This is a genomic window from Nonomuraea sp. NPDC050202, from assembly GCF_040656115.1.
GTDB lineage: Bacteria > Actinomycetota > Actinomycetes > Streptosporangiales > Streptosporangiaceae > Nonomuraea.
The window spans coordinates 728,920-750,155 of record NZ_JBFALF010000003.1 but is presented as its reverse complement, the minus strand read 5'-3'; the positions used below and the strand labels follow the sequence as shown (position 1 = coordinate 750,155).

11 protein-coding genes are annotated in these 21,236 nt (G+C 73.7%); 8 read left to right on the top strand and 3 right to left on the bottom strand.

What is annotated here, in order from left to right; all coding sequences use genetic code 11:
* Positions 1-9: 9 nt before the first annotated feature.
* Entirely contained in the window at positions 10-1,932 is a 1,923-nt protein-coding gene (locus AB0I79_RS13450) for a beta-L-arabinofuranosidase domain-containing protein (RefSeq protein ID WP_357871454.1), read from the bottom strand.
* 131 nt (positions 1,933-2,063) lie between these two features.
* Between AB0I79_RS13450 and AB0I79_RS13445 the strand changes: the two genes are divergently transcribed.
* The 3 genes from AB0I79_RS13445 (at position 2,064) to AB0I79_RS13435 (ending at position 7,766) form a co-directional block, all read left to right on the top strand.
* Entirely contained in the window at positions 2,064-3,758 is a 1,695-nt protein-coding gene (locus AB0I79_RS13445; RefSeq protein ID WP_357871452.1) for a hypothetical protein, read from the top strand.
* Positions 3,752-6,433: a family 78 glycoside hydrolase catalytic domain gene (locus AB0I79_RS13440; protein WP_357871449.1), complete on the top strand. Its 2,682-nt coding sequence runs from the start codon at positions 3,752-3,754 to the stop codon at positions 6,431-6,433. Before AB0I79_RS13445 ends, AB0I79_RS13440 begins: the two co-directional genes overlap by 7 nt.
* An 82-nt stretch (positions 6,434-6,515) precedes the next feature.
* On the top strand, positions 6,516-7,766 hold the full coding sequence (locus AB0I79_RS13435) for a GDSL-type esterase/lipase family protein (RefSeq protein ID WP_357871446.1): 1,251 nt from the start codon (positions 6,516-6,518) through the stop codon (positions 7,764-7,766).
* On the opposite strand, the gene AB0I79_RS13430 is transcribed toward AB0I79_RS13435, so the two are convergent.
* On the bottom strand, positions 7,763-9,502 hold the full coding sequence (locus AB0I79_RS13430; RefSeq protein WP_357871443.1) for an acyltransferase: 1,740 nt from the start codon (positions 9,500-9,502) through the stop codon (positions 7,763-7,765). The genes AB0I79_RS13435 and AB0I79_RS13430 overlap by 4 nt on opposite strands.
* Before the next feature lie 4 nt (positions 9,503-9,506).
* Complete coding sequence (locus tag AB0I79_RS13425) at positions 9,507-12,527, bottom strand: glycoside hydrolase family 2 TIM barrel-domain containing protein (protein ID WP_357871440.1); 3,021 nt, start codon at positions 12,525-12,527, stop codon at positions 9,507-9,509.
* A 148-nt stretch (positions 12,528-12,675) separates the two neighbouring features.
* Between AB0I79_RS13425 and AB0I79_RS13420 the strand changes: the two genes are divergently transcribed.
* Genes AB0I79_RS13420 through AB0I79_RS13400 form a run of 5 tightly spaced genes read left to right on the top strand, consistent with a single transcriptional unit; the run spans position 12,676 to position 21,233 of the window.
* The gene (locus tag AB0I79_RS13420; RefSeq protein ID WP_357871437.1) at positions 12,676-14,712 is read left to right on the top strand and encodes a beta-galactosidase; all 2,037 of its coding nucleotides are present in this window, start codon (positions 12,676-12,678) and stop codon (positions 14,710-14,712) included.
* Positions 14,709-16,208 (top strand): alpha-L-fucosidase, encoded by a 1,500-nt coding sequence (locus tag AB0I79_RS13415; protein ID WP_357871434.1) that lies wholly within the window; start codon positions 14,709-14,711, stop codon positions 16,206-16,208. Before AB0I79_RS13420 ends, AB0I79_RS13415 begins: the two co-directional genes overlap by 4 nt.
* Positions 16,208-18,751: a family 78 glycoside hydrolase catalytic domain gene (locus AB0I79_RS13410; protein WP_357871431.1), complete on the top strand. Its 2,544-nt coding sequence runs from the start codon at positions 16,208-16,210 to the stop codon at positions 18,749-18,751. The genes AB0I79_RS13415 and AB0I79_RS13410 overlap by 1 nt, the downstream gene beginning before the upstream one ends.
* Positions 18,748-19,788, top strand: a complete 1,041-nt coding sequence (locus AB0I79_RS13405; RefSeq protein ID WP_357871429.1) for a hypothetical protein — start codon at positions 18,748-18,750, stop codon at positions 19,786-19,788. Before AB0I79_RS13410 ends, AB0I79_RS13405 begins: the two co-directional genes overlap by 4 nt.
* Before the next feature lie 29 nt (positions 19,789-19,817).
* A complete protein-coding gene (locus tag AB0I79_RS13400) occupies positions 19,818-21,233 on the top strand; it encodes a glycoside hydrolase family 28 protein (RefSeq protein WP_357871426.1) in 1,416 nt (471 codons plus the stop codon).
* Positions 21,234-21,236 lie beyond the last annotated feature (3 nt).

The following is a 21,236-nucleotide window of genomic DNA, read 5'->3' as shown; positions in this document are numbered from 1 at the left end:
GCGGCCGCGTCAGTGCATCGGCGCCCAGATCGTCATCGGGCCGGTGCCGCGGTTGGCCCAGGTGTAGTACGGCACGAACGTGAGGCCGACCGGGCCCTCGTGCTCCGGCTCCCGTGGCGCGCCTGCGGCGCGGTACGGGAAGCCCGCGTCGTCCGCGCGGTGCACGTGCGCCCTTCCCCGTGCGGTGACCGGCACCACCTCGGCGGGCAGGCCCGTCATCGGGGTCCCGTCGCGCAGGCCGGGGTCCGTGGCCAGGCACAGGTCGTCCACGATGACGCCGGGGTGGTCGGCCTGCTCCAGGCAGTAGACGAGCGGGCCGCGCTCCACCGCGACCTGGCCGCGGGCCACGTCCAGGCGGGGCACGGCGACGGTCAGGCGGGGCCGGACGGCGAGGTCCAGCGTGACCCGGTCACCGGGCCGCCAGGTGCGCCTGACACGGTGATACCCGCCGGCCTCGACCGGCCGCCCGTCCGCGCCGGACGCGACCGGCCGCCCGCCCGCGCCGAACCGCGTTTCCACACCGGCCCCGTCCGCCCACGCCGGGATGCGCAGCGCGAGCGTCCACGGGCGATCGGGCGTCTCCCGGACCACGAGCTCGACGCGCCCGTCCCACGGGTAGTCGGTCTCCACCTCCAGCAGCACGTCCCCCGTCCGGATCGTGCCGGGCGCGTACAGGTGGACCTGGACCCCCTCGGCGTCCCGGGTGGCGAGGTAGTGGCCGAGCGAGGACAGCAGGCGCATGACGTTGGGCGGGCAGCAGGCGGTGCCGTACCAGTCCTGGCGGCCCCGGGCGGCGGCGCGGCGGTCGTCGGGGTTGGCGTCGGCGCGCACCCGCAGCGCGTTGACGTAGAAGAAGCGGTCGCCGCCGAGGGAGATGCCTGGCAGGACGGCGTTGAAGAGGGTGCGCTCCATCAGGTCGGCGAAGGCGGGCTCGCCGGTGGCCAGGAGCATGCGCCAGGACCACTGCACGCTGCCGACGGCGGCGCAGGTCTCGCAGTAGGCGGTCTCGGGGGTCAGCTCGTGCGGGCCGCCGAACTGCTCGCCGTACCAGACGGAGCCCAGCCCTCCGGTCAGGTACGTCTTGGTCGCCACCATGTCGCGCCACTGCCGGGCGAGCGCGGCGAGCAGGTCGCCGTCGGCGGTCTCGACGGCGACGTCCGTGGCTCCGGCGGCCAGGTACATGGCGCGGACCGCGTGCCCCTCGACCGTGGTGGCCTCACGCAGCGGCACCCGGTCCTGGCGGATGCCGGGGCCGTGGTGGCCCTTGAGCGGCAGGCTCTCCCGGCCCCGGTCCGTGACCATGCGGGCGGCCAGGTCGAGGTAGGGGCGTGCGCCGGTCTCGCGGTAGAGCTCGGCCAGGGCGGTCTCGATCTGCGGGTGCCCGTCGAGCGCGGCGGCGGGCAGGTCCTTGACGAGGTGGTCGGCGAAGCGGGTCGCCACGCGCAGCAGCGTGCCGTCGCCGAGGGCGCGGCTGCCGGCGACGGCTGCCTGCATGAGGTGGCCGGCGCAGTAGAGCTCGTGGCTGGAGGCCAGGTCGGAGTAGGGTTCGCGGCCGGTGAGCTGGGTGTGGGTGTGCAGGTAGCCGTCCGGGCGCTGGGCGGCCGCGACCAGCGCGACGGCCTCCTGGTACGACCGCGCGAGCTCGCCGCCGTCGGCCCGGCCGCGCTCCCAGGCCACCGCCTCCAGCCACTTGTAGACGTCGGAGTCGGCGAAGACCTTGCCGCGGTGCTCCCCTCCGGCACCGCGGGCGGCCGCCTCCAGGTTGGCGAACGTGCCGGACTCGCGGATCCGCTCGCCGCCCAGCGGGATCGTCACGTCGCGGTTGACCCGCTGCCGCTCGCCCCAGAACCCGCCCTCGATCCGCACTCCGGAGGCGGGTCGCAGGGTGACTGCCGCTTCCGGGCGCGGCCGCACCACCGAATCATCGCTCATGCGGCCATCGTGCCTCAGTCTCACATATCCAACAAGATATGAATATTTATACAGATCTTGACGCGGGCGCCAGAAGCGAAGGAGGCTGAATGGGCAGTTTATGCGACCTTGAATATTTATGAGGTGTTGGCATGCCGGAGATTCCCGACACAGTGTTGCTGGAGGAACGGGCCGGGCTGGCGATGAACGCGGTGGCCGGGCTGCCCGACGCGGGCATGGGCGGCATCCCGTACTTCAGCGCCGACCTGCTGGCCCGCCCGGCCACGCTCCAGCACGGCGACTGGGACTGGGGCTCCAGCCACGGCCGGCTGCTCGACGCCTGCCTGCTGGCCAGGCAGATGACGGGCAAGGACACCTGGCGGGAGGTCGAGGACGGCTTCCGTACCAGGCTCATCGGCTTCTTCGGCGCCGACGGGCTGAGCTACCGGCAGGCCAGGCCCGAGCGCGGCTGGCCGGCCAACGCCAACCTCATCGACCAGCGGGCCGTGCTGCTGTCGCTGACCACGTGGTTCGTCTCCGACGGCGACCCCGAGGCCAGGAAGCTGGTGGACCGGCACGTGGCCGCGCTCAAGCGGATCGCCATCAAGGAGCGGGACGTGTGGTTCTACCCCGCCTCCGAGTACACCCCCGAGGGCTGGCCCTCCCCCAACGCCGTCGCGCTGCACCTGGCCCCCGACCCGGCCTCGTTCAGCGGCCGGTTGATCATGCCGCTGCTCCGCTACCACCAGGCGACCGGCAACGAGGACGCGCTGGAGCTGTGCGGGTGGTTCGCTCGGCTGATCGTGCACAAGAGCGGCGTGTTCCACGAGGACGGCAGCTTCAACGCCGCCCGCGCCTACCGCAGCGGCCACTTCCACACCCGGCTGGGCACCCTCGAAGGGCTGGCCCGCTACGCCCGCCACACCGGCGACCACGAGCTGACCGCGTTCGTGCGCAGGAGCTACGACTGGGCGCTCGGCCAGGCCACCGCGTTCGGCTGGACCCCGGGCGACCTGGCCGACCAGCGGTACGAGCACGAGAGCTGCTCGCTGGTCGACCTCATCGGCACCGGCACCACGCTGGCCGGGTCCGGGCACAGCGCGTACTGGGGCGTGGTGGAGCGGTTCCTGCGCAACCACCTCGTGGAGTCGCAGCTCCTCGACCTGGGCTGGGTCGAGTCCGCGCCCGACTCCTCCGGCGACGAGCCGGGCTGGACGACGCACGTACGGGTGGGCGAGCGCGTACGCGGCGCCTTCGCCGGCTACGGCGCGCCCAACGACTTCGTCTGCGACGTCGAGCTGGGCCGCGGCCACACCGCCGACGTGCAGGCGTGCTGCGTCGGCTCCGGCGTGCGCGGCCTGTTCTGGGGCTGGAACTCGATCGTCACCGGCAACCGGATCAACCTGCTCCTCACCCGGGCCACCAAGCAGGTCACCGTGCTCAGCCACCTCCCCCACGAGGGCCGGGTGGACCTCGACGTGCACGAGGACCTGCCGGAGCTGCGGATGCGGGTGCCCGACTGGGCGGGGTACGCCAAGGTCCGCGTGATCCGCGGCACCGAGGGCTTCGACGGCACCCAGGCCGGGGCGTGGGCCCCTGACGGTTACCTGTCGATCCCCGCCCCGCGCGCGGGCGAGCGCGTCACCGTCACCTTCCCCGTCCCCGAGACGACCAGCACCGAGGTCGCGGCCGGCCGGGAGTACCAGGTGCGCTGGCGCGGCGACGACGTGATCGGCATCAGCCCGGAGGGCACCGCCCGCCCCATGTACAGCGGCCGCAAGGTGCACCCCAGCGCCCCCCGGCGGAACTACGAGCTGGCCCGGCCCGCGAAGGAGTGGACGTGGTGAACACCATGCCGGACAACTGGTCGCTGCCCGAGCCTCCGGACGCCCCGGAGCTGACCCCGTACGACCTGCGCTGCGAGCACCGCCGCACCCCTCTCGGCATCGGCACCCGCACGCCCAGGCTGGCCTGGCGGCTGGCCTCCGACCGGCGTGGCGACGCCCCCGCCGGCCACCGCGTCACCGTGCACGGCCCCGGCGACGCCCTGGCCTGGGACAGCGGCTGGATCGACGGTCAGGACGTGAGCGCCGACTACGGCGGGGCGCCGCTGGTGTCGTTCGCCCGCTACACCTGGCGGGTCGAGGTGCGCGACGGCGGGTCGGCGCAATCGTGGTTCGACACCGGGGTGCTGCACGCCGACGAGTGGCGGGCCGCCTGGATCGAGCACGACCCGGAGACGGAGCCGCCGTTCGAGCCGCCCACGGACGACCGCGAGCCCCGCACCGTCCGCACGGCCCACCTCCCCGCGCCCCGCTACTTCCGGCGCGTCGTCGACCTGCCCCCGGCCACCGCCGTACGGATCGCCGTCACCGCCCGCGGCCTGTACGAGCTGCACGTCAACGGCCACCGCGCCGGCGACGGCGAGCTGACCCCCGGCTGGACCGACTACCGGCAGCGCGTCCCGTACCAGGTGTACGACGTCACCGACCTGGCCGGGGACGGGCCGCTGTGCGTGGGCGCGATCCTGGCGGACGGCTGGTGGTCGGGCAGCCTCGGCTGGGACGGCCGGCAGCAGGCCCAGCGCTACGGCCGGCGCCCGCAGCTCCTGGCTCAGATCGTGGCCGAGCACGCGGACGGCTCCCGCACCGTGATCGGCACGGACGAGCGCTGGCGGGAGACCACCGGCCCGCTGCGCTACGCCGACCTGCTCATGGGCGAGTGGTACGACGCCCGCCTCGACCTCGGCGGCTGGGACCTGCCGGGCTTCGACGACTCCTCCTGGGCCCCGGCCCGCGTCGCGGACACCGGCCTCACGGTGCTCGTGCCGTCCGTGGCCGAGCCCGTACGGGTGACGCAGGACCTCGAACCGGTCGAGATCCGCGCCCAGGACGGCAGGACGATCGTGGACCTCGGCCAGAACATCGCCGGCCGCGTCCGCCTGACCGTGCGCGGCGCCGCGCCCGGCACCCGCGTCACGCTCCGGCACGGCGAGGCGCTCACCGACGACGGCGGCCTCTACACCGCCAACCTGCGCTCCGCCGAGGCCACCGACCACTACGTGACGGCAGGCCGGGCGGAGGAGACGTACGAGCCGCGATTCACCGTGCACGGCTTCCGCTACGTCGAGGTCACCGGGCACGCCGACGTCGGCGTCGTGGGCCGGGCGATGCATTCGGACACGCCGGTGGCGGGCGAGTTCTCCTGCTCCGACGCCATGGTGCGGCAGCTCATGAGCAACATCTGGTGGAGCCAGCGCGACAACTTCGTCTCCGTGCCGACCGACTGCCCGCAGCGGGACGAGCGGCTCGGCTGGACGGCCGACGCGCAGGTGTTCCTGCCCACGGCCTGCTACAACGCGGACGTGGCGGCGTTCTTCACCGGCTGGCTGGCCGACCTGCGCTGCGCCCAGACGGCCGAGGGCGCGGTGCCGGACGTCGTGCCGCACGTCATCACCGAACGGCACGGCACCCCCGCCTGGGGCGACGCCGCCACGATCGTGCCCTGGCACCTGTACGAGGTGTACGGGGACGAGCGGGTGCTGCGCGACAGCCTGCCCAGCATGCGCCGCTGGGTCGACCACGTCGAACGCCACAATCCCGGCCTCATCTGGCGGAACCGGGTCGGCAGCCACTACGGCGACTGGCTGCAGGCGGACGTGCGCACCGACCGGGACGTGCTCGCCACCGCCTACTTCGCGCTCAGCGCGGACCTGACGGCCAGGGCCGCCGCCGTGCTGGGCGACACCGCGGCCCGTGATCGGTACGCGGGGCTGCGGGAGCGGATCGGGGAGGCGTTCGCGCGCGAGTTCGTCTCGGCCGACGGGCGCGTCACCGGCGACACGCAGACCGGCTACCTGCTGGCGCTCGCGCACCGCCTGGTCCCCGCCGGCCTCGTGCCCGCTGCCGTCGCCCACCTGGTGGCCGACCTGGAACGGCGGGGGCGGCGGCTGACCACCGGGTTCGCCGGGGTGGCGCTGCTCGGCCCCGTCCTGTCGGCGCACGGGCACGCCGACCTGGCCTACGCGCTGCTGCACGACGACCGGTACCCGTCGTGGGGGTACTCGATCAAGCGGGGGGCCACCACGATCTGGGAGCGGTGGGACGGGTGGACGGAGGAGACCGGCTTCGGCCCCGTCGCCATGAACTCCTTCAACCACTACGCGCTGGGCTCCGTCGGGGCGTGGCTGTACGGCGGGGTCGCCGGGCTCGGGCAGGAGGAGGGGTCGGTGGGCTTCCGCCGTCCCCGGATCCGGCCGCTGGTCGGGGGCGCCCTGCGGTGGGCGTCGGCCGCGTACGAGACGCCGCTCGGGCGGCTGTCCAGCCGGTGGGAGATCGACGGCGGTGAGTTGCGGCTGTCGGTGCGGATCCCGCCGGGAGCCCTGGCCACCGTGCACGTGCCCACCACGGACCCGTCGTCGGTGCGCGAGTCCGGCGAGCTCGTGACCGGGGTGGGGTGGACCGGGTCGGCGCTGGTGTGCCGGGTCGGGTCCGGGCGGTACTCGTTCACCTCAGCCTGGTGACGGCGGCCCTGGTGACGGCGGTCCTGATGATCGGGGCCCTCACGACGGCGGCCCTCACGACGGGGGCCCTCACGACGGGGGCATGGTGACGGTCGGCGGCAGGGGGGCGGTCGGCGGCCGTGCGGTGACCACCTGGGCTGCCGCCGCGGAGGCGCTCGGGGCTCGGCTGCGTGACGTGACCGTGCGGAACGTGGTGCGTACCTCCGTGGGCGGGGCCGGGCTGCGGGTGCGGCTGACCAACGCGTTCGGAGGGCGGGCGGTGACGTTCGGGCGGGTGTGCGTGGGGGTGTCTCGGGCGGGCGCCGCGCTGGAGCCGGGGTCGAACCGGGCGGTGACGTTCGGCGGATGTGCCGAGGTGACGGTGGGAGCCGGGGAGACGGTGCTCAGCGATCCGGTGGCGGGGCGCGTGGCGGGACGGCGGCGGCTGGCGGTGAGCGTGTACGTGCGGGGAGAGTGCGACACGCTGACGGGCCGCAACCGCGCCACCGCCCCGTCCTACCCACCGCCTGCCGCACCATCCGCCGCATGGGACGCGCCCGGCACGCAACCCGCCGCGTGGGACGGACCCCGCGCCCGCTCCGGCGTACTGCCGGGGTCCGGCGCACTGCCGTCCGTCGGTGCGTGGGAGCCTGCCGTCTCGCCCGCCTACCGGTCCCTCCCGGGCGATCATGCCGCCGACGAGGGCGATGGCGCGTACGTCGAGCCCGTCGCGGTCTGGCACTGGCTCGACGCACTCACCGTGGTCACGCCCGAGCCGGTGCCCGTCGTGGCGGCGCTCGGCGACTCGCTCACCGTCGGCGTCGGCTCGGAGACCGGCCACGGCTGGGCCGACCTGCTCGCCCACCTCTCGGGGGTGGCGGTGCTCAACGAGGGGGTGTCGGGCGGGAAGGTGCTCGCGGCGGGGACGGGACGGCCCGCCGAGGCGCGGCTGACCGCCGAGGTGCTGACCAAGCCGGGCATCGGCACCGTGATCGTCCAGGCGGGCGTCAACGACCTCGGCGCGGGCGCGCGGGCGGGCGACCTCGTCGCCGCGTACCGCCGCATGGTGGCCTCGGCGCACGCGGCCGGGGTCCGCGTGATCGGCGGGACGATCACGCCGTTCGCGGGCGCCGACTACCACACCCGGGAGGGCGAACGGGCCCGGCAGGCGGTCAACGCGTTCATCAGGGAAGGCGGCGCGTTCGACGCGGTGGCCGACTTCGACGCCGCCCTCCGCGACCCCGCCGCCCCCGCCCGCCTGCTGCCCCGTTACGACAGCGGCGACCACCTGCACCCGAGCGCGGCCGGCCACCAGGCGATGGCGTCCGCGCTCACCGTGCCGCCGGCCGCCTAGGCCGGATACCTGATCGCCGGTTCCGGGCGGTGGATCCCCCGGGGCCGGTAGCCGAGGGTGTCCGAGATCCCGAGGTAGTCGGCCAGCAGCCAGATGATGGCCAGCCACATCTCCGTGCCCTGCAGCCCGGGCGTGCGTGCCGCGCCGCTCCCCCCGCTCAGCGCGAAGCTGAGCCCGGCGCCGTCGTGCCAGCCGCCCAGCGCGCGGGCGAGGTGCTCCCTGGCCCACGCCTCGCCCTCCGCCCTGCGGTGCGGGGTCTGCCGGCCGAGCAGCCACAGGGGGTGGATGACGTCGAGCACGTTGCAGGCGTTGCCGGTGTCCGGGCCGAAGTAGCGGGGGTCGCGGGCCTGGGCGAGCACGGTGTCCACGGCCCGCTCCGGGTACGGCAGCGGCATCCCGAACTGCGCGAACGTGCCCCGCGTGAGCCGGTAGAAGCCGTTGACCACCATCAGCCAGCCGGAGTCGTTGTCCGGCTCGCCCCACATGCCGTGGGTCTGGCGCACGCGGGTCAGCAGCCACCCGTACAGGGTCTCGACGTCGCCGCGCAGGCCGAAGTCGGCGAGGTTGCGGTAGAGGCCGGTGCCGATCGCGTCCACCACCGAGCCGGACGTCCACGCCTCACGCGTCCAGTCGAGGCCGTCGAGCAGGGCGGTCAGGTCCTGGGAGCGGAGGTCGTGGACGGCGTGGACGGGGTGGTGGAAGGCGGTGCCGAGCAGGTTGAGCGCGTATCCGACGCAGAGCACGTGGTACGCGGTCACGCCCTCCAGCTCCGGCCGTCCGCCGTCGCCCGCCTCGGGCGAGCCGGGGGCGCCGAGCTCGGGGACCAGGCCGGTGCCCGGGTCCTGGCGGTCGCGGAGGAAAGCGACGATCTCGTCGCGGGCCGGGGTCGGCGGCGGGCCGCCGAGCAGCAGGTCGGCGATCTCCACCGCGTCGCACCAGGCGCGCACGGTGGGCTGGGCGCCGGGCCGGTCCACGTACCGGTCGCCGGTCCAGCAGCGCGCCAGCACCGCCTCGGCCTGCTCCCGCGCCCGACCGGCGAACGCCACCAGCCGCCCTTCCAGATCCCCGCCCGCCGCACCACCCGCCACGCCGCCTGCCACGCCCGCGGAAACCCGGACCCCGCCCGCCGTAGGCAGCTCTCCGCCGACCGGCGGTGCCTCACCCGCCGTGGGGCGGGGGGTGCGGCGGTCGCGGAGGGGGCGGGCCGGGTTGCCCGCCACCATGGCCCAGGCGGGCACGTCCTTGGTGACGACCGAGCCCGCGCCGATGATCGCGTGGTCGCCGATCGTCACGCCGTCCAGCACGACGACGTTCGAGCCGATCCACACGTCGTCCCCGACGCGGATGCCCTTCGAGGTGATCGGCTGGCGGAAGACCGGCCGGTCGGGCGCGGTGCCGTGGTTGAAGCCCAGCAGGGACGTGTGCGCCCCGATCCGCACCGCGTCCCCGAGCTCCACCCGCCCCCGCACCACCGCGTACGGGTTGACGGTGCAGTCCTCCCCCATCGAGACGTCGTCCGTGACGTACGCGTGGGCGGCGATGTAACAGAAGTCCCCCATGCGCAACCGGTCGGTGTGCACGGCGGCCAGCGGCGAGACGAACACCTTCCCCGCCGCGTCGAGCCCGATCCGGTCCCGGAGCCCGGCCTGGTGGAGCTCCTGGGCACGGCGGTCCTCGTCGGTCGCGTGGTCCCAGAACAGCCACGGGCAGAAGTCGAACTTGGACGGTTCTGTCATGCGATCAGCTTCCTCTCGCCACGGTCAGCGTCATGGACCAGGAGTAGCGGCGGACCTCCAGGCGGTACCGCTCGGGCAGCGCCGGGCCGCAGGAGGCGCTGCCGATGCCCTGCTGGCCGTGGTCGAGGTTCAGCCACACGCGCCCCGAGTCGGTCAGGTCGTGCGGGCGGCGGGCGGCCTGCAGGGCCTCGCTCGTCCAGCGGCGGGCGGTGAAGTCCAGGTGCGGTTCGCCGTCCACGCGCAGCATGGGCAGCCCGGGGCCCGACAGCTCCAGCCAGCGGGTCTCGACGTGGTTGCCGTTCTCCTGGGGGACCGGGTACGGGGTCTGGAGCGCGTCGATGGACCGGGCGTACCTGCCGACGCGGGCGGCGGCGCGGCTGTCGGCGTACGACTCGCCCGGGCCCCGGCCGAGCCAGGTGACGTCGGTGTAGCCGCCGGGCAGCGACCATCTGGTGCCCATGCGGGGCGGGTTGACGGTGAGGTGGCCGTAGGCGGTGTCGTCCCAGTCGCCCACGGGGTCGGCCTCGACGAGGAGGTGGAGCGCGCCGTCCCGCCAGCGGTAGGTGTAGGTGGTGCGGAAGCCGAGGGTGCGGGTGGCGGGGCCGCTGCGGCCGCGGACGACGAGGGTGTGGTCGTCGGGGCGCTCGATGCCGCCGCCGCGGTGCAGGAAGCGGTCCAGGCCGACCGCCTCCCAGTCGGCGGCCAGGGCGTTCCTCGGGCCCTGGCCGCGGTCGTTCTCGGTGGGGGCGCGCCAGACGTCGAGCACGGGTCCGTCCAGTTCGAGCCCGCCGAGGCGGGTCAGGCGTCCGGTCCTGCCGTCGAACGCCGCCTCGCCGAGGCGCACCTCCCCCGCCCGGCTGCCCGCGCCGGTGGGGTGCGGGTGGCGGGGTGAGCGGCGGTGGGGGGTCCGGCGGTGGGGGGTGGCAGAGCCGAGCCTGGCCTGGCCCCAGGCGATCACGTGGCCGGCCCGAGCCCAGCGGGCGTCCTCGGCGAGCACGGCCTCGACGGTCAGCCACATCTCACCGGACGCTTCTGCCGTCCGCGGCTCGCCACCGCACGGCGTCGCAGGCTGCCGCTCTCCGTCCGGCGCCGCGGGGTGCGGCTCGCGCATCATGGCGGCGACCTCGTCGGGCAGCGGCACGCGCACCTCCGACCGCGGCGGGCAGCCGGGCACCACCAGCGGCCCCGCGGCCCGGCGGATGCCGTCCACCTTCACCCGCCACCGGAAGCCCAGGTGCGCCAGCGACACCGCGTCGTGCTTGTTGACGACCACGATCTCACCGCCCTCCACCGAGATCGACACCGGCTCGATGGCCTTGCGCAGCTCGGCCAGCCCGGGCGACGGCGTGCGGTCGGGGAACAGCAGCCCGTCCAGGCAGTAGCGCTCGCCGTTGGGCTGGTGGTCGATGTCCCCGCCGTGCCGGTAGTACCGGCGCCCGAGCTCGTCCACCCCCGTCAGCCCGTGATCGATCCACTCCCACACGAACGCCCCGCAGAACCGCTCGTACGACTCCAGGATCGCCTGGTAGTCCACGAGCGAGCCGGGCCCGTTGCCCATGGCGTGCGCGTACTCGCACAGCAGGAACGGCAGCCCGCGCCGCCGCACGTCGTCCGCCGACCCGGGCACGACCCCCTCGGGGGTCTCCTCCTTGCGCCGCCCGATGCGTTCGAGGTCGTCCAGCGACGGATACATGAGGCTGTAGAAGTCGGAGTGCCGGTAGCTGGGGTCGCGTTCGTAGTGCAGGGGCCGGGTGGGGTCGCGCTCGCGGATCCAGGTCTCGATGTCGGCGAAGGCGGGGCCGCTGCCGCTCTCGTTGCCGAGTGACCAGATGACGACGCTGGGATGGTTCTTGTCGCGCTCGACCATGCGGCGGGCGCGGTCGAGCAGGGCCTCGCGCCACATCGGCTCGGCGGGCGGGTTGCCCTCCCAGCCGGCGTAGATGAAGCCGTGGGTCTCGATGTCGCACTCGTCCACGACCCACAGCCCGTACTCGTCGCACAGCCGCAGGAACTCCGGGTGGGGCGGGTAGTGGGCGGTGCGGACGGCGTTGACGTTGTGCCGCTTCATCAGCTCGATGTCGCGGATCATGGTCTCGCGGTCGAGGGAGCGGCCCCTGTCGGGGTCGTGCTCGTGCCGGTTGACGCCGCGGAACAGGACCGGCGCCCCGTTGATCAGCAGCCGTCCGCCGGAGATCTCGACGGTTCTGAAGCCGATCGCCAGCGCGATCGTCTCCCCGGCGGCGGAGAGGGTGCCGTGGTAGAGGCGGGGGTGCTCGGCGCTCCACGGCTCCACCCGGCCGATCGTGACCTCCTGCCCGGTGGGCACGGTGATGCCCAGCTCCGGTACCTCCACCAGGCCGGGGGCGTCGGCGGTGACCAGGAGGGTTCCCGAGCCGGATGAGTAGGAGGCGCGTACGGTGAAGTCGTCGATGCCGCCCTCGGGCCGGGACAGCAGCTCCACGTCGCGGAAGATGCCTGGCAGCCACCACATGTCCTGGTCCTCGAGGTAGCTGCCCGACGACCAGCGTTGCACGCGTACGGCGAGGAGGTTGCCGCGCGGCAGGACCATCCCGGTGACGTCGAACTCGAACGGCAGCCTGCTGCCCTTGGAGTGCCCGAGCAGCTCGCCGTTCAGCCAGACGGTGCCGCAGGAGTCGACGCCCTGGAAGCGCAGCACCGCGCGCCCGCCCGGCCAGCCGGGCGGGAGGTCGAAGCGCAGCCGGTAGTCGCCGGTCGGGTTCGAGTCCGGCAGGTACGGCGGGTCGATGGGGAACGGGTAGGCGGTGTTGGTGTAGAGGGGCTGGTCGTGCCCTTCCAGCACCCAGTGCGACGGCACCCGGATCGTCTCCCAGCCGGTGTCGTCGAGGCCGGGGTCCGCGATCGACGGGCCGGTGCCGCCGGCCGTGCCGGAGAGCCGGAAGCGCCACTGCCCGTTGAGCGACAGCCGGGGCGCGTCGGAGACGAAGTCCGCGCGCGGCGCCCGCCGCCCTGAGCCCGGCCCGGGGTCCTCATGGAAGTCGAGCATTTCTTACGAGCGTCCCTCCGCCGAGGTGAGACAAACGTTTTAACCCTATAGACGTGATCGTCTTTCCACCAGATCTCATGAGCATTGACATCCGGGCATGAATAAATATATCATCTGGTAAATCGTTTTAAGATTCGCTGGGGATCTCATGACGCCATCACCCCCGACGAGCAGCACCGGCATCCGCTTCGGCACCGCCTACTACTGGGAATACCAGCAGTCTCCCGACCTCGATCGCGACCTCGACCTCATGGCGCAGGCCAGGATCGACACCCTCCGGGTCAGCGAGTCCGTCTGGTCCACCTGGGAGCCCCGTGACGGCGAGTTCGACCTCGACTGGCTGACCCCCGTCCTGGACGGCGCCCACGAGCGCGGCATGAAGGTCCTGCTCGGCACCCCAACGTACGCCGTCCCGCCGTGGTTGCAGCGCAAGCACCCCGAGCTGGCCGTCGTGCGGGCCGACGGCCGCCGGATCCCCTGGGGCGCGCGCCAGGAGGTGGACTTCACCTCCCCCGTCTTCCGCCGGTACGCCGGACGCGTCATCCGCCAGGTCGTCGGCCACCACGGCGGACATCCGGCCGTGTTCGGGATCCAGCTCGACAACGAGCCCGGCCTGCACCTCATCCACAACGAGCCGGTGTTCGAGCGGTTCAAGTCCTGGCTGGCGGAGCGGTACGGCGACGTCGGGCGCCTGAACGAGGAGTGGGGCCTGGCGTACTGGTCGCACCGCCTCGGCGCCTGGGACGAGCTGTGGCCGCCCGCCGGCAACACCACCCCGTCCTACGACCTGGCCTGGCGGCGCTTCCAGGCCGAGCTGACCACCGAGTTCATCGCCTGGCAGGCGGCCGTCGTGCGCGAGCTGGTCCCGCAGGACCGCGAGCTGACCACGTGCCTGGCCTACCAGCGCCCGGCCCTGCACGACGTCGAGCTGTCGGAGCACCTGACGGTCACCAGCGGGAACGCGTACTACCTGCCCCAGGACGCCCTGGCCCGCGCCTTGCCCCCGGAGATCACCTGGTTCGCCACCGGCCCGGCCGGGCTGTTCCAGGCGGCCGACCGGATGTACGCCGCCAAGCAGCGGCGCTTCTGGGTGACGGAGACCAACGCGGGCTCCATCGCCGGGTCCCAGCTCAACCTGCCGCCCTACGACGGCCAGCTCCGCCAGGCCGCGTGGGCGCTGGTGGCGCGCGGCGCGGAGCTGATCTCGTACTGGCACTGGCACACGCTGCCCTACGGCGCGGAGACGTACTGGGGCGGGATCCTCGGGCACGCCATGGAGCCGGGCCGCCTCTACCGCGAGATCGCGGCGCTGGGCGCGGAGCTGGCGCGGGCGGCCGAGGACGTCACCGGCCTGACCCCGGACGCCGACGTGGGGTTCGTGTACTCGCACGACAGCAAGTGGGCCCTGACCTTCCAGCCGCCGCTCACCCTCGACGGCCGCAACCCCGACAACGACTCCTACGAGCGCATCCTGGCCACCTTCTACCAAGGCGCGGCCGACGCGGGGCTGCAGGCGGCCTTCGTGACGCCCGCACAGGTCAAACGTTTGCCCGCGCTCGTCGCGCCCGCGCTCTACTGCCTGTCCGCCGCGACGGCGCGGGCGCTGGAGGCGTACGTGCGCGGCGGCGGGCACCTCATCATGACCTTCCGCACCGGCTACGCCGACGAGGAGGCCAGGGCGCGCACCGAGATCGCGCCCGGCCCGCTGCGTGCCCTGGCCGGGGTGCGGTACCTGGAGTACTCGACGCTGCTGGAGCCGGTCCCCCTGCACGGCCTCGGGAAACGGGACGTCGCCCGGCACTGGGCCGACGCCCTGGAGCTGGAGGGAGCCGAGCCGCTGGCGTTCTACGACCACCACCACTTCGGCCGCTGGCCCGCGATCACCCGCCACCGCGTGGGCGCCGGCACGGTGACCTACGTGGGCACCCTGCCCGGCCCGGAGCTGACCGCCGAGCTGTTCCGCCGGGAGCGGCCCGCGGGCCTGGTGACCACGGAGTCGCCGCGCGTCACCGTGCACTCGGCGGTCAACGCGCGCGGCGAGCGCCTCTGGTTCGCCCACAACTGGTCCGGCCATGAGAGCACGGTGACCCTGACCGCCCCGGCGACCGAGGTCACCGGCCGCCGCGAACCGCTCCGGCCGGGCCCCCTGCGCCTGGCTCCCTTCGACGTAAAAGTGGTGAAATGACCGAGTTCCAGCCCACCTGGGAGTCCCTGCGCGCGCACCGCATCCCGCAGTGGTTCCGCGAGGCGAAGTTCGGCATCTGGTCGCACTGGGGCCCGCAGTCCGTGGCCCGCTCAGGCGACTGGTACGCCCGCCACCTCTACGGCATGCAACCCTGGTCCGAGCCCTGGGAGCGCAAGCGCGCCGGCCGCCAGCACGCCCACCACCGCGCCCACTTCCAGGGCGGCGCCAAGGACCTGTTCCGGCACTGGCGGGCCGAGCGCTTCGACCCTGACGAGCTCATCGACCTGTACGTGGCCGGCGGCGCCCGCTACTTCGTCGCCCTGGCCACCCACTGCGACAACTTCGACCTGTGGAACTCCGGGCAACGCGGCTGGAACGCCGCCAGAGTCGGGCCGGGGCGCGACATCGTGGCGGCGTGGGAGCGGGCGGCCCGCGCGGCCGGGCTGCCGTTCGGGCTCAGCTTCCACCACAACTGGACCTGGCGCTGGCTGGACGTGGCCCACGGCCGCGACCCGGAGACCGGCGAGCCGTACGACGGCGCCCTGACCAGGGACGACGGCGCCGGCACGTGGTGGGAGGGCCTCGACCCCGCCGAGCTCTACCCGGAACGCCACGAGCCGGGCACGAAGCCGCCGGCCCGCGAGGCCGAGCGGTTCTACGCCCGCGTCCGCGAGGCCCTCGACCGCTACCGGCCCGACCTGGTCTACCTCGACGACGGCCGCCTGCCCTTCGACGCGGGCAGCGTGGTGGAGTCGCAGCCGATCAGCACGGCGGGCCTCGACCTGCTCGCCCACTACTACAACACCTGCGCCACCGGCGGCCTGGTCACGATCAAGGACGTGCCGGACGCGGACCGCACGGCCGTGCTCCTGGACTGCGAGCGCCGCCAGCTCGACGAGGCCCAGCCCCATCCCTGGCAGTTCGACACCAGCGACGGCGAGTGGTTCGACTGCTCCGACGACGACCCGATGTTCCACCCCCGAAAGAGCGCGCAGCAGGTCATCCACACGCTGATCGACGTGGTCAGCAAGAACGGCTGCCTGCTGCTGAACATCCCGCAGCACGCCGACGGCACGGTGGACGCCCGTGCCCGCGAGCTGCTGGCCGAGGTGGGCGCCTGGCTGCGGGTCTGCGGCGAGGGCGTGTACGGCACCACGCCGTGGCTGCGCGCGGCAGAGGGCACGACCGGGCTCGGCGGCGTCAAGGGGTACGAGGGCTACAACGAGGCCGACCGCGCCTACCGGGCGAGCGACGTGCGCTTCACCCGGCGCGGCGACACCCTCTACGCCACCCTCCTGGCCTGGCCGGAGGACCGGACGGCCACGATCACCAGCCTGAGCAGCACCGCCGGGCTGCTCGAGCGGCCACCCGTCGCCGTCGAGCTGCTCGGCCACGGCCCCGTCCCCTGGCGGCAGTCCGGCCGGGCGCTCCACGCGGACCTGCCACCGGAGCCGCCGACCAAGGCCGCCCACATGCTCAAGATCACGGGAGTGTGATGGTGAAGAACCTGCGTACCTGCGACCTGACCGACCCCCTCGGCCTGGAGACCACCCGCCCCGCCCTGAGCTGGCAGCTCGCGGGCGCCACCGCGCAGACCGCCTACCACGTGCGCGTGGACGGGCTGTGGGACAGCGGCGAGGTGGAGTCGGCCGACCAGCGCGTGCTCTACGGCGGCGAGCCCCTGACCAGCAGGACCGCCGCGCGCTGGCGGGTGCGGGTGCGCGATGCGGACGGGAACTGGTCGGGCTGGAGCCAGGAGGCGCGCTTCGAGCTGGGGCTGCTCTCGCCGGACGACTGGAGCGCCGCCTGGATCACCCACCCCGACTGGTACGGCGAGAACGACGACCCCCGCGTCGGCGAGGGCCGCCCGCTGCCGCTGCTGGCAGGCGAGTTCACCCTGGCCGGTCCCGTGCGGAGCGCCCGGCTGCACGTCGCCGGCCTGGGCGTCTACGTGGCGTCGGTGAACGGCTCCCCGGTGACCGACGCCGTGCTGGAGCCGCCGTACTCGGACTTCACCAAGCGGGTGGTGTACGCCACGCACGACGTGACGGCGCTGCTGCGCGAGGGCCGCAACGCCATCGGCATCGCGCTGGGCCCCGGCATCGCGCACGTGTTCCCGCACCAGGACCGCTACATGAAGTTCTTCGGCTCCAAGGCGGCCCCCAGGGCGATCGCGCAGCTCGAGGTGCGCTACGCCGACGGGACGACCGGCCGCTTCCGCACGGGTGCGGACTGGCTGGCCACCGAGGGCCCGACGACGCGCTCGCACTGGTACGGCGGCGAGGACCACGACGCCCGCCTGGAGATCCCCGGCTGGGACGCCCCCGGCACTGACCGCTCCGGGTGGCGCCCGGTGACCGTCCGGCCCGAGGGGACCGCGATGTTGCGGTCGAGGGCCTGCCCGCCGATCCGGGTCACAGAGGAGCTGCCGGCGGCGCGGAAACTGGTCGCCACCGACGGCACGGCGGTCTTCGACGTCGGCGCGGTCACGGCCGGCTGGGCGGAGCTGCGGCTCGACCTGCCGGCGGGCCGCTACCTGCGGCTGCTGCCCGGCGACCAGCTCGACGCGTTCGGCCGCGTGGTCCAGTCGAAGCCCACGACCGGCGCGCCGATCTTCAACACGTACGTCACCAAGGACGGCCCGCAGACCTGGCACCCCGCCTTCCGCTACGACGGCTTCCGCTACGTCGAGGTCCAGGGCCTGCCCGGGCACGTCGGCGCGGAGGCCCTGACGGCGCTGGTGCTGCGCGCCGGCAACGAGCACATCGGCCGGTTCGAGACCTCCGACCCGCTGCTGAACGACATCCACCGGATCATCGACCGCGCGGTGCGCGGCAACATGTACAGCGTCCTGACCGACTGCCCGCACCGGGAGAAGCTGGGCTGGCTGGAGCAGGCCCACCTGCTGTTCGACGTCGTGGCCTACAACTACGACGTGGCCGCCTACTGCCGGGAGCTGCTGGTCGGCATCGCGGAGGCGCAGACCGAGGACGGGCTCGTCCCGGACACCGCGCCCGAGTACGTGGTGTTCGACGGCGCGTTCAGGGACGACCCGAACTGGGGCGGCGCGCTGATCCGCATGCCGTGGCAGATCTACCGCTGGTACGGCGACACCACCGCCATGGAGCGGCACTACGACGCGATGGGCCGCTACCTGGACTACCTGACGGGCAAGGCCGAGGACGGCATCCTCGGGCACGGGCTCGGCGACTGGTTCGGCCTGGACACCTCGACACCGGTGCCGCTGGTGTCCACGTGGGGCTACTGGCGGGCGGCGGCCACGATGGCCAGGGTCGCGGGCGTGCTCGGCCGCGACGACGACGCCAAGCGCTACCGGGCGCTGACCGACGCGATCTCGGCCGCGTTCACCGGCGCGTTCCGCCGGGAGGACGGCGGCTTCGGCGGGCAGGCCTCGCAGGTGTTCGCGCTGGACATGGGCGTGGTCCCGGACGAGCTGGCGCCGGCCGCGCTGGACCGGCTGAGCCGGGACGTGCGCGAGGGCGCCATCACGGTCGGGGAGATCGCGCTGCCCGCCCTCTACCAGGTGCTGACCAGGGCGGGCCGGCACGAGGCGCTGTGGGGGTTCGCCACCTCGACCAGCCATCCGAGCTACGGCTACCAGGTGCGGCACGGCGCCACCGCGCTCACCGAGGCCTGGGACGGGCCGACGCGCGGCCTGTCGCAGAACCACTACATGCTGGGCGCCATCGACGCCTGGTTCTACCGGGGTCTCGGCGGCATCGGCCAGGCGCCGGGCTCGAACGGCTTCCGCAGGCTGCTCATCACGCCCGCCGCGCCGGGCGACCTGGAGTCGGTGCGGGCGGCCACGCGGACGCCTTACGGGCCGGTCGGCGTGTCGTGGCAGCGGTCGGACGGCGCGTTCGCGCTGGAGGTGGAGGTGCCGCCGGGCTCGTGGGCGGAGGTGCGGCTGCCGGACCTCGGCCTGCCCCGGCACGCGGCCCCCGAGGGGGCGGTCTCGGTCGGGGAACGGGCGTGGCAGGTGCCTGCCGGACACTGGACGTTCGGAGCGGCCACATGAGCGGCCCCGTGAGCGGCCCCGTGAGCGGCCACGTGAGCGGCCACGTGAGCGGCTACGACCCGGTGCGGATCAGAACCCCGCACAAGGCGGGCCGCCTGCTGATCGGCCCGTCCGGCGAGCCCGGCCGCTTCGACAGCCTCTTCGTGGACTGCCCGTTCGTCTGCTCCGACGCCGGCGAGTACCTGATGACGTACGTCGGCTTCGACGGCACCGGCTACCAGACCGCCCTGAGCCGGTCACCCGACCTGGAGACCTGGAGCCCGGGCGAGGTGATCTTCCCGCGCGACCCCGGCCACCCGTACCGCCGCTACAACGCCGCGCTCACCTCGATCGTCCGCGACAACCGGCTCGGCTCCCGCGGCCAGGTGACCTGGGTGGACGGGCGGGCGGTGGGCACCTACCACGCCTATCCGGAGCCCGGCATGGAGGCGGGCGCGGCGATCATCGGGTTCTGCGTCAGCGACGACCTGCGGAGCTGGACGGACACCGGCTCGGTGCTGCGCCCGCAGGACGGCGGGCAGTGGGAGCGCGGCGGCCTGTACAAGTCGTGGCTGCTGCGCCACGACGGCCTCTACTACTGCTTCTACAACGCCAAGAACCGCACCTACGACGGCTGGCGCGAGCAGATCGGCTACGCCGTCTCCCCCGACCTCGAACGCTGGGAACGTCCCCGGCGCACGCCGGTGATCCCGAACGGCGGCGCGGGCGCGTTCGACGAGCGCTTCGCCTCCGACCCGTGCGTGCTGCGCGACGGCGACTGGTGGGTGATGTTCTACTTCGGGCTCTCCTTCGACGGGCACGCCCGCGAGGGCTACGCGGTCTCGCGCGACCTGCGTACCTGGGAGAAGAGCGACGAGATCCTCGTCGACGTGGGCCCGCCCGGCTCCGCCGACGACACGTACGCGCACAAACCGGCCGTCGTGACCCGCGACGGCCGCCTGTACCACTTCTACACGGCGGTGCGGCGGGCCGAGCCGTACCGGGTCGGCGAGCACCCCATGGCCGAGCGGCGCGGAATCTCCGTGGCCCGGTCGTGACCCCCCAGCCCACGCAACGGAGGACATCCATGCAGCCCTTACCTCGCAGGAGTTTCCTGGCCCTGGCGGCGGCGGGCGCCGGCGGCGCCCTGGTGAGCGCGCCGGCGGCGTACGCGCAGGCCACCGGAGCGGCGGGCCCGGCGGTTCGGGCCGCCGCGGCGTGGGCGCGCGTGCCCGCCATCCGGCGGCGCATCCGGCCGCCCCGCTTCCCCGCCCGCACCTTCCCGATCACCGGCCACGGGGCCGTCGGCGACGGGACGGCGAAGTGCACCGAGGCGTTCAGGCTGGCCGTGGAGGCGTGCGCGGCGGCGGGCGGCGGGCGCGTGCTGGTGCCCGCCGGCACGTGGCTGACGGGCGCGATCCACCTGGCCGACAACGTCGAGCTGCACCTGGAGGAGGGCGCGACGATCCGCTTCAGCCGTGACCCGGCCGACTACCTGCCGGTGGTGTTCACGCGGTACGAGGGCATCGAGCTGATGAACTACTCCCCGTTCATCTACGCCCACGGCCGCACCAACGTGGCGATCACCGGCGCCGGCGTGATCGACGGTCAGGCCGACGCCACCCACTGGTGGGACTGGTCGAGCGACCCGGCGCCGTCGGAGGGCCCCGACAAGAAGCTGCTGGCGCAGCAGGCCGAGGCCGGCGTGCCGGTGGCGGAGCGGGTCTTCGGCGAGGGCCACCACCTGCGGCCGAACCTCATCCAGCTCTACCGCTGCCGCAACGTGCTCATCGAGGGCGTGACGGTCAGGGACTCCCCCATGTGGAACATCCACCCGGTCCTGTGCGCCAACGTCACGATCCGCGAGGTCACCGTGGACAGCCCGCACGGCCCCAACAACGACGGCTGCGACCCGGAGTCATGCGTGGACGTGCTGATCGAGCGGTGCGAGTTCAACACCGGCGACGACTGCGTGGCGATCAAGGCGGGCAAGAACGCCGACGGCCGCCGGGTGAACGAGCCGTCCATGAACGTGCTGGTCGACTCGTGCGTGATGCGCGACGGCAACGGCGGCGTGACGGTCGGCAGCGAGACGACCGGCGGCGTGCGCTGGGTGTTCGCGTGGAACTGCACGATGAGCAGCGCCCGCCTGGAGCGGGCGATCCGGATCAAGACGAACCCGGAGCGCGGCGGCTACGTCAGGGACCTGTACTTCAAGGACATCACGGTGGGGCAGGCCGCCGACTCGGTGGTGGAGGTGGCGCTCAACTACGAGAACAAGCACACCGGCCCCTACTTCCCCGACGTCGGCACGATCGACATCCGGGGCCTGCGGGCGGGGAAGGCGCCCAGGGCGTTCTACCTGATCGGCAACCCGGGCAACCCGATCGAGGGCGTGACCGTGCGCGACAGCGTGTTCGAGGAGATGGCCGAGGCCGACGTGGTGACCGAGGTGAACGGCTTCGAGCTGCGTAACGTGTGGGTGAACGGGCGGCGCGTGTAGGTC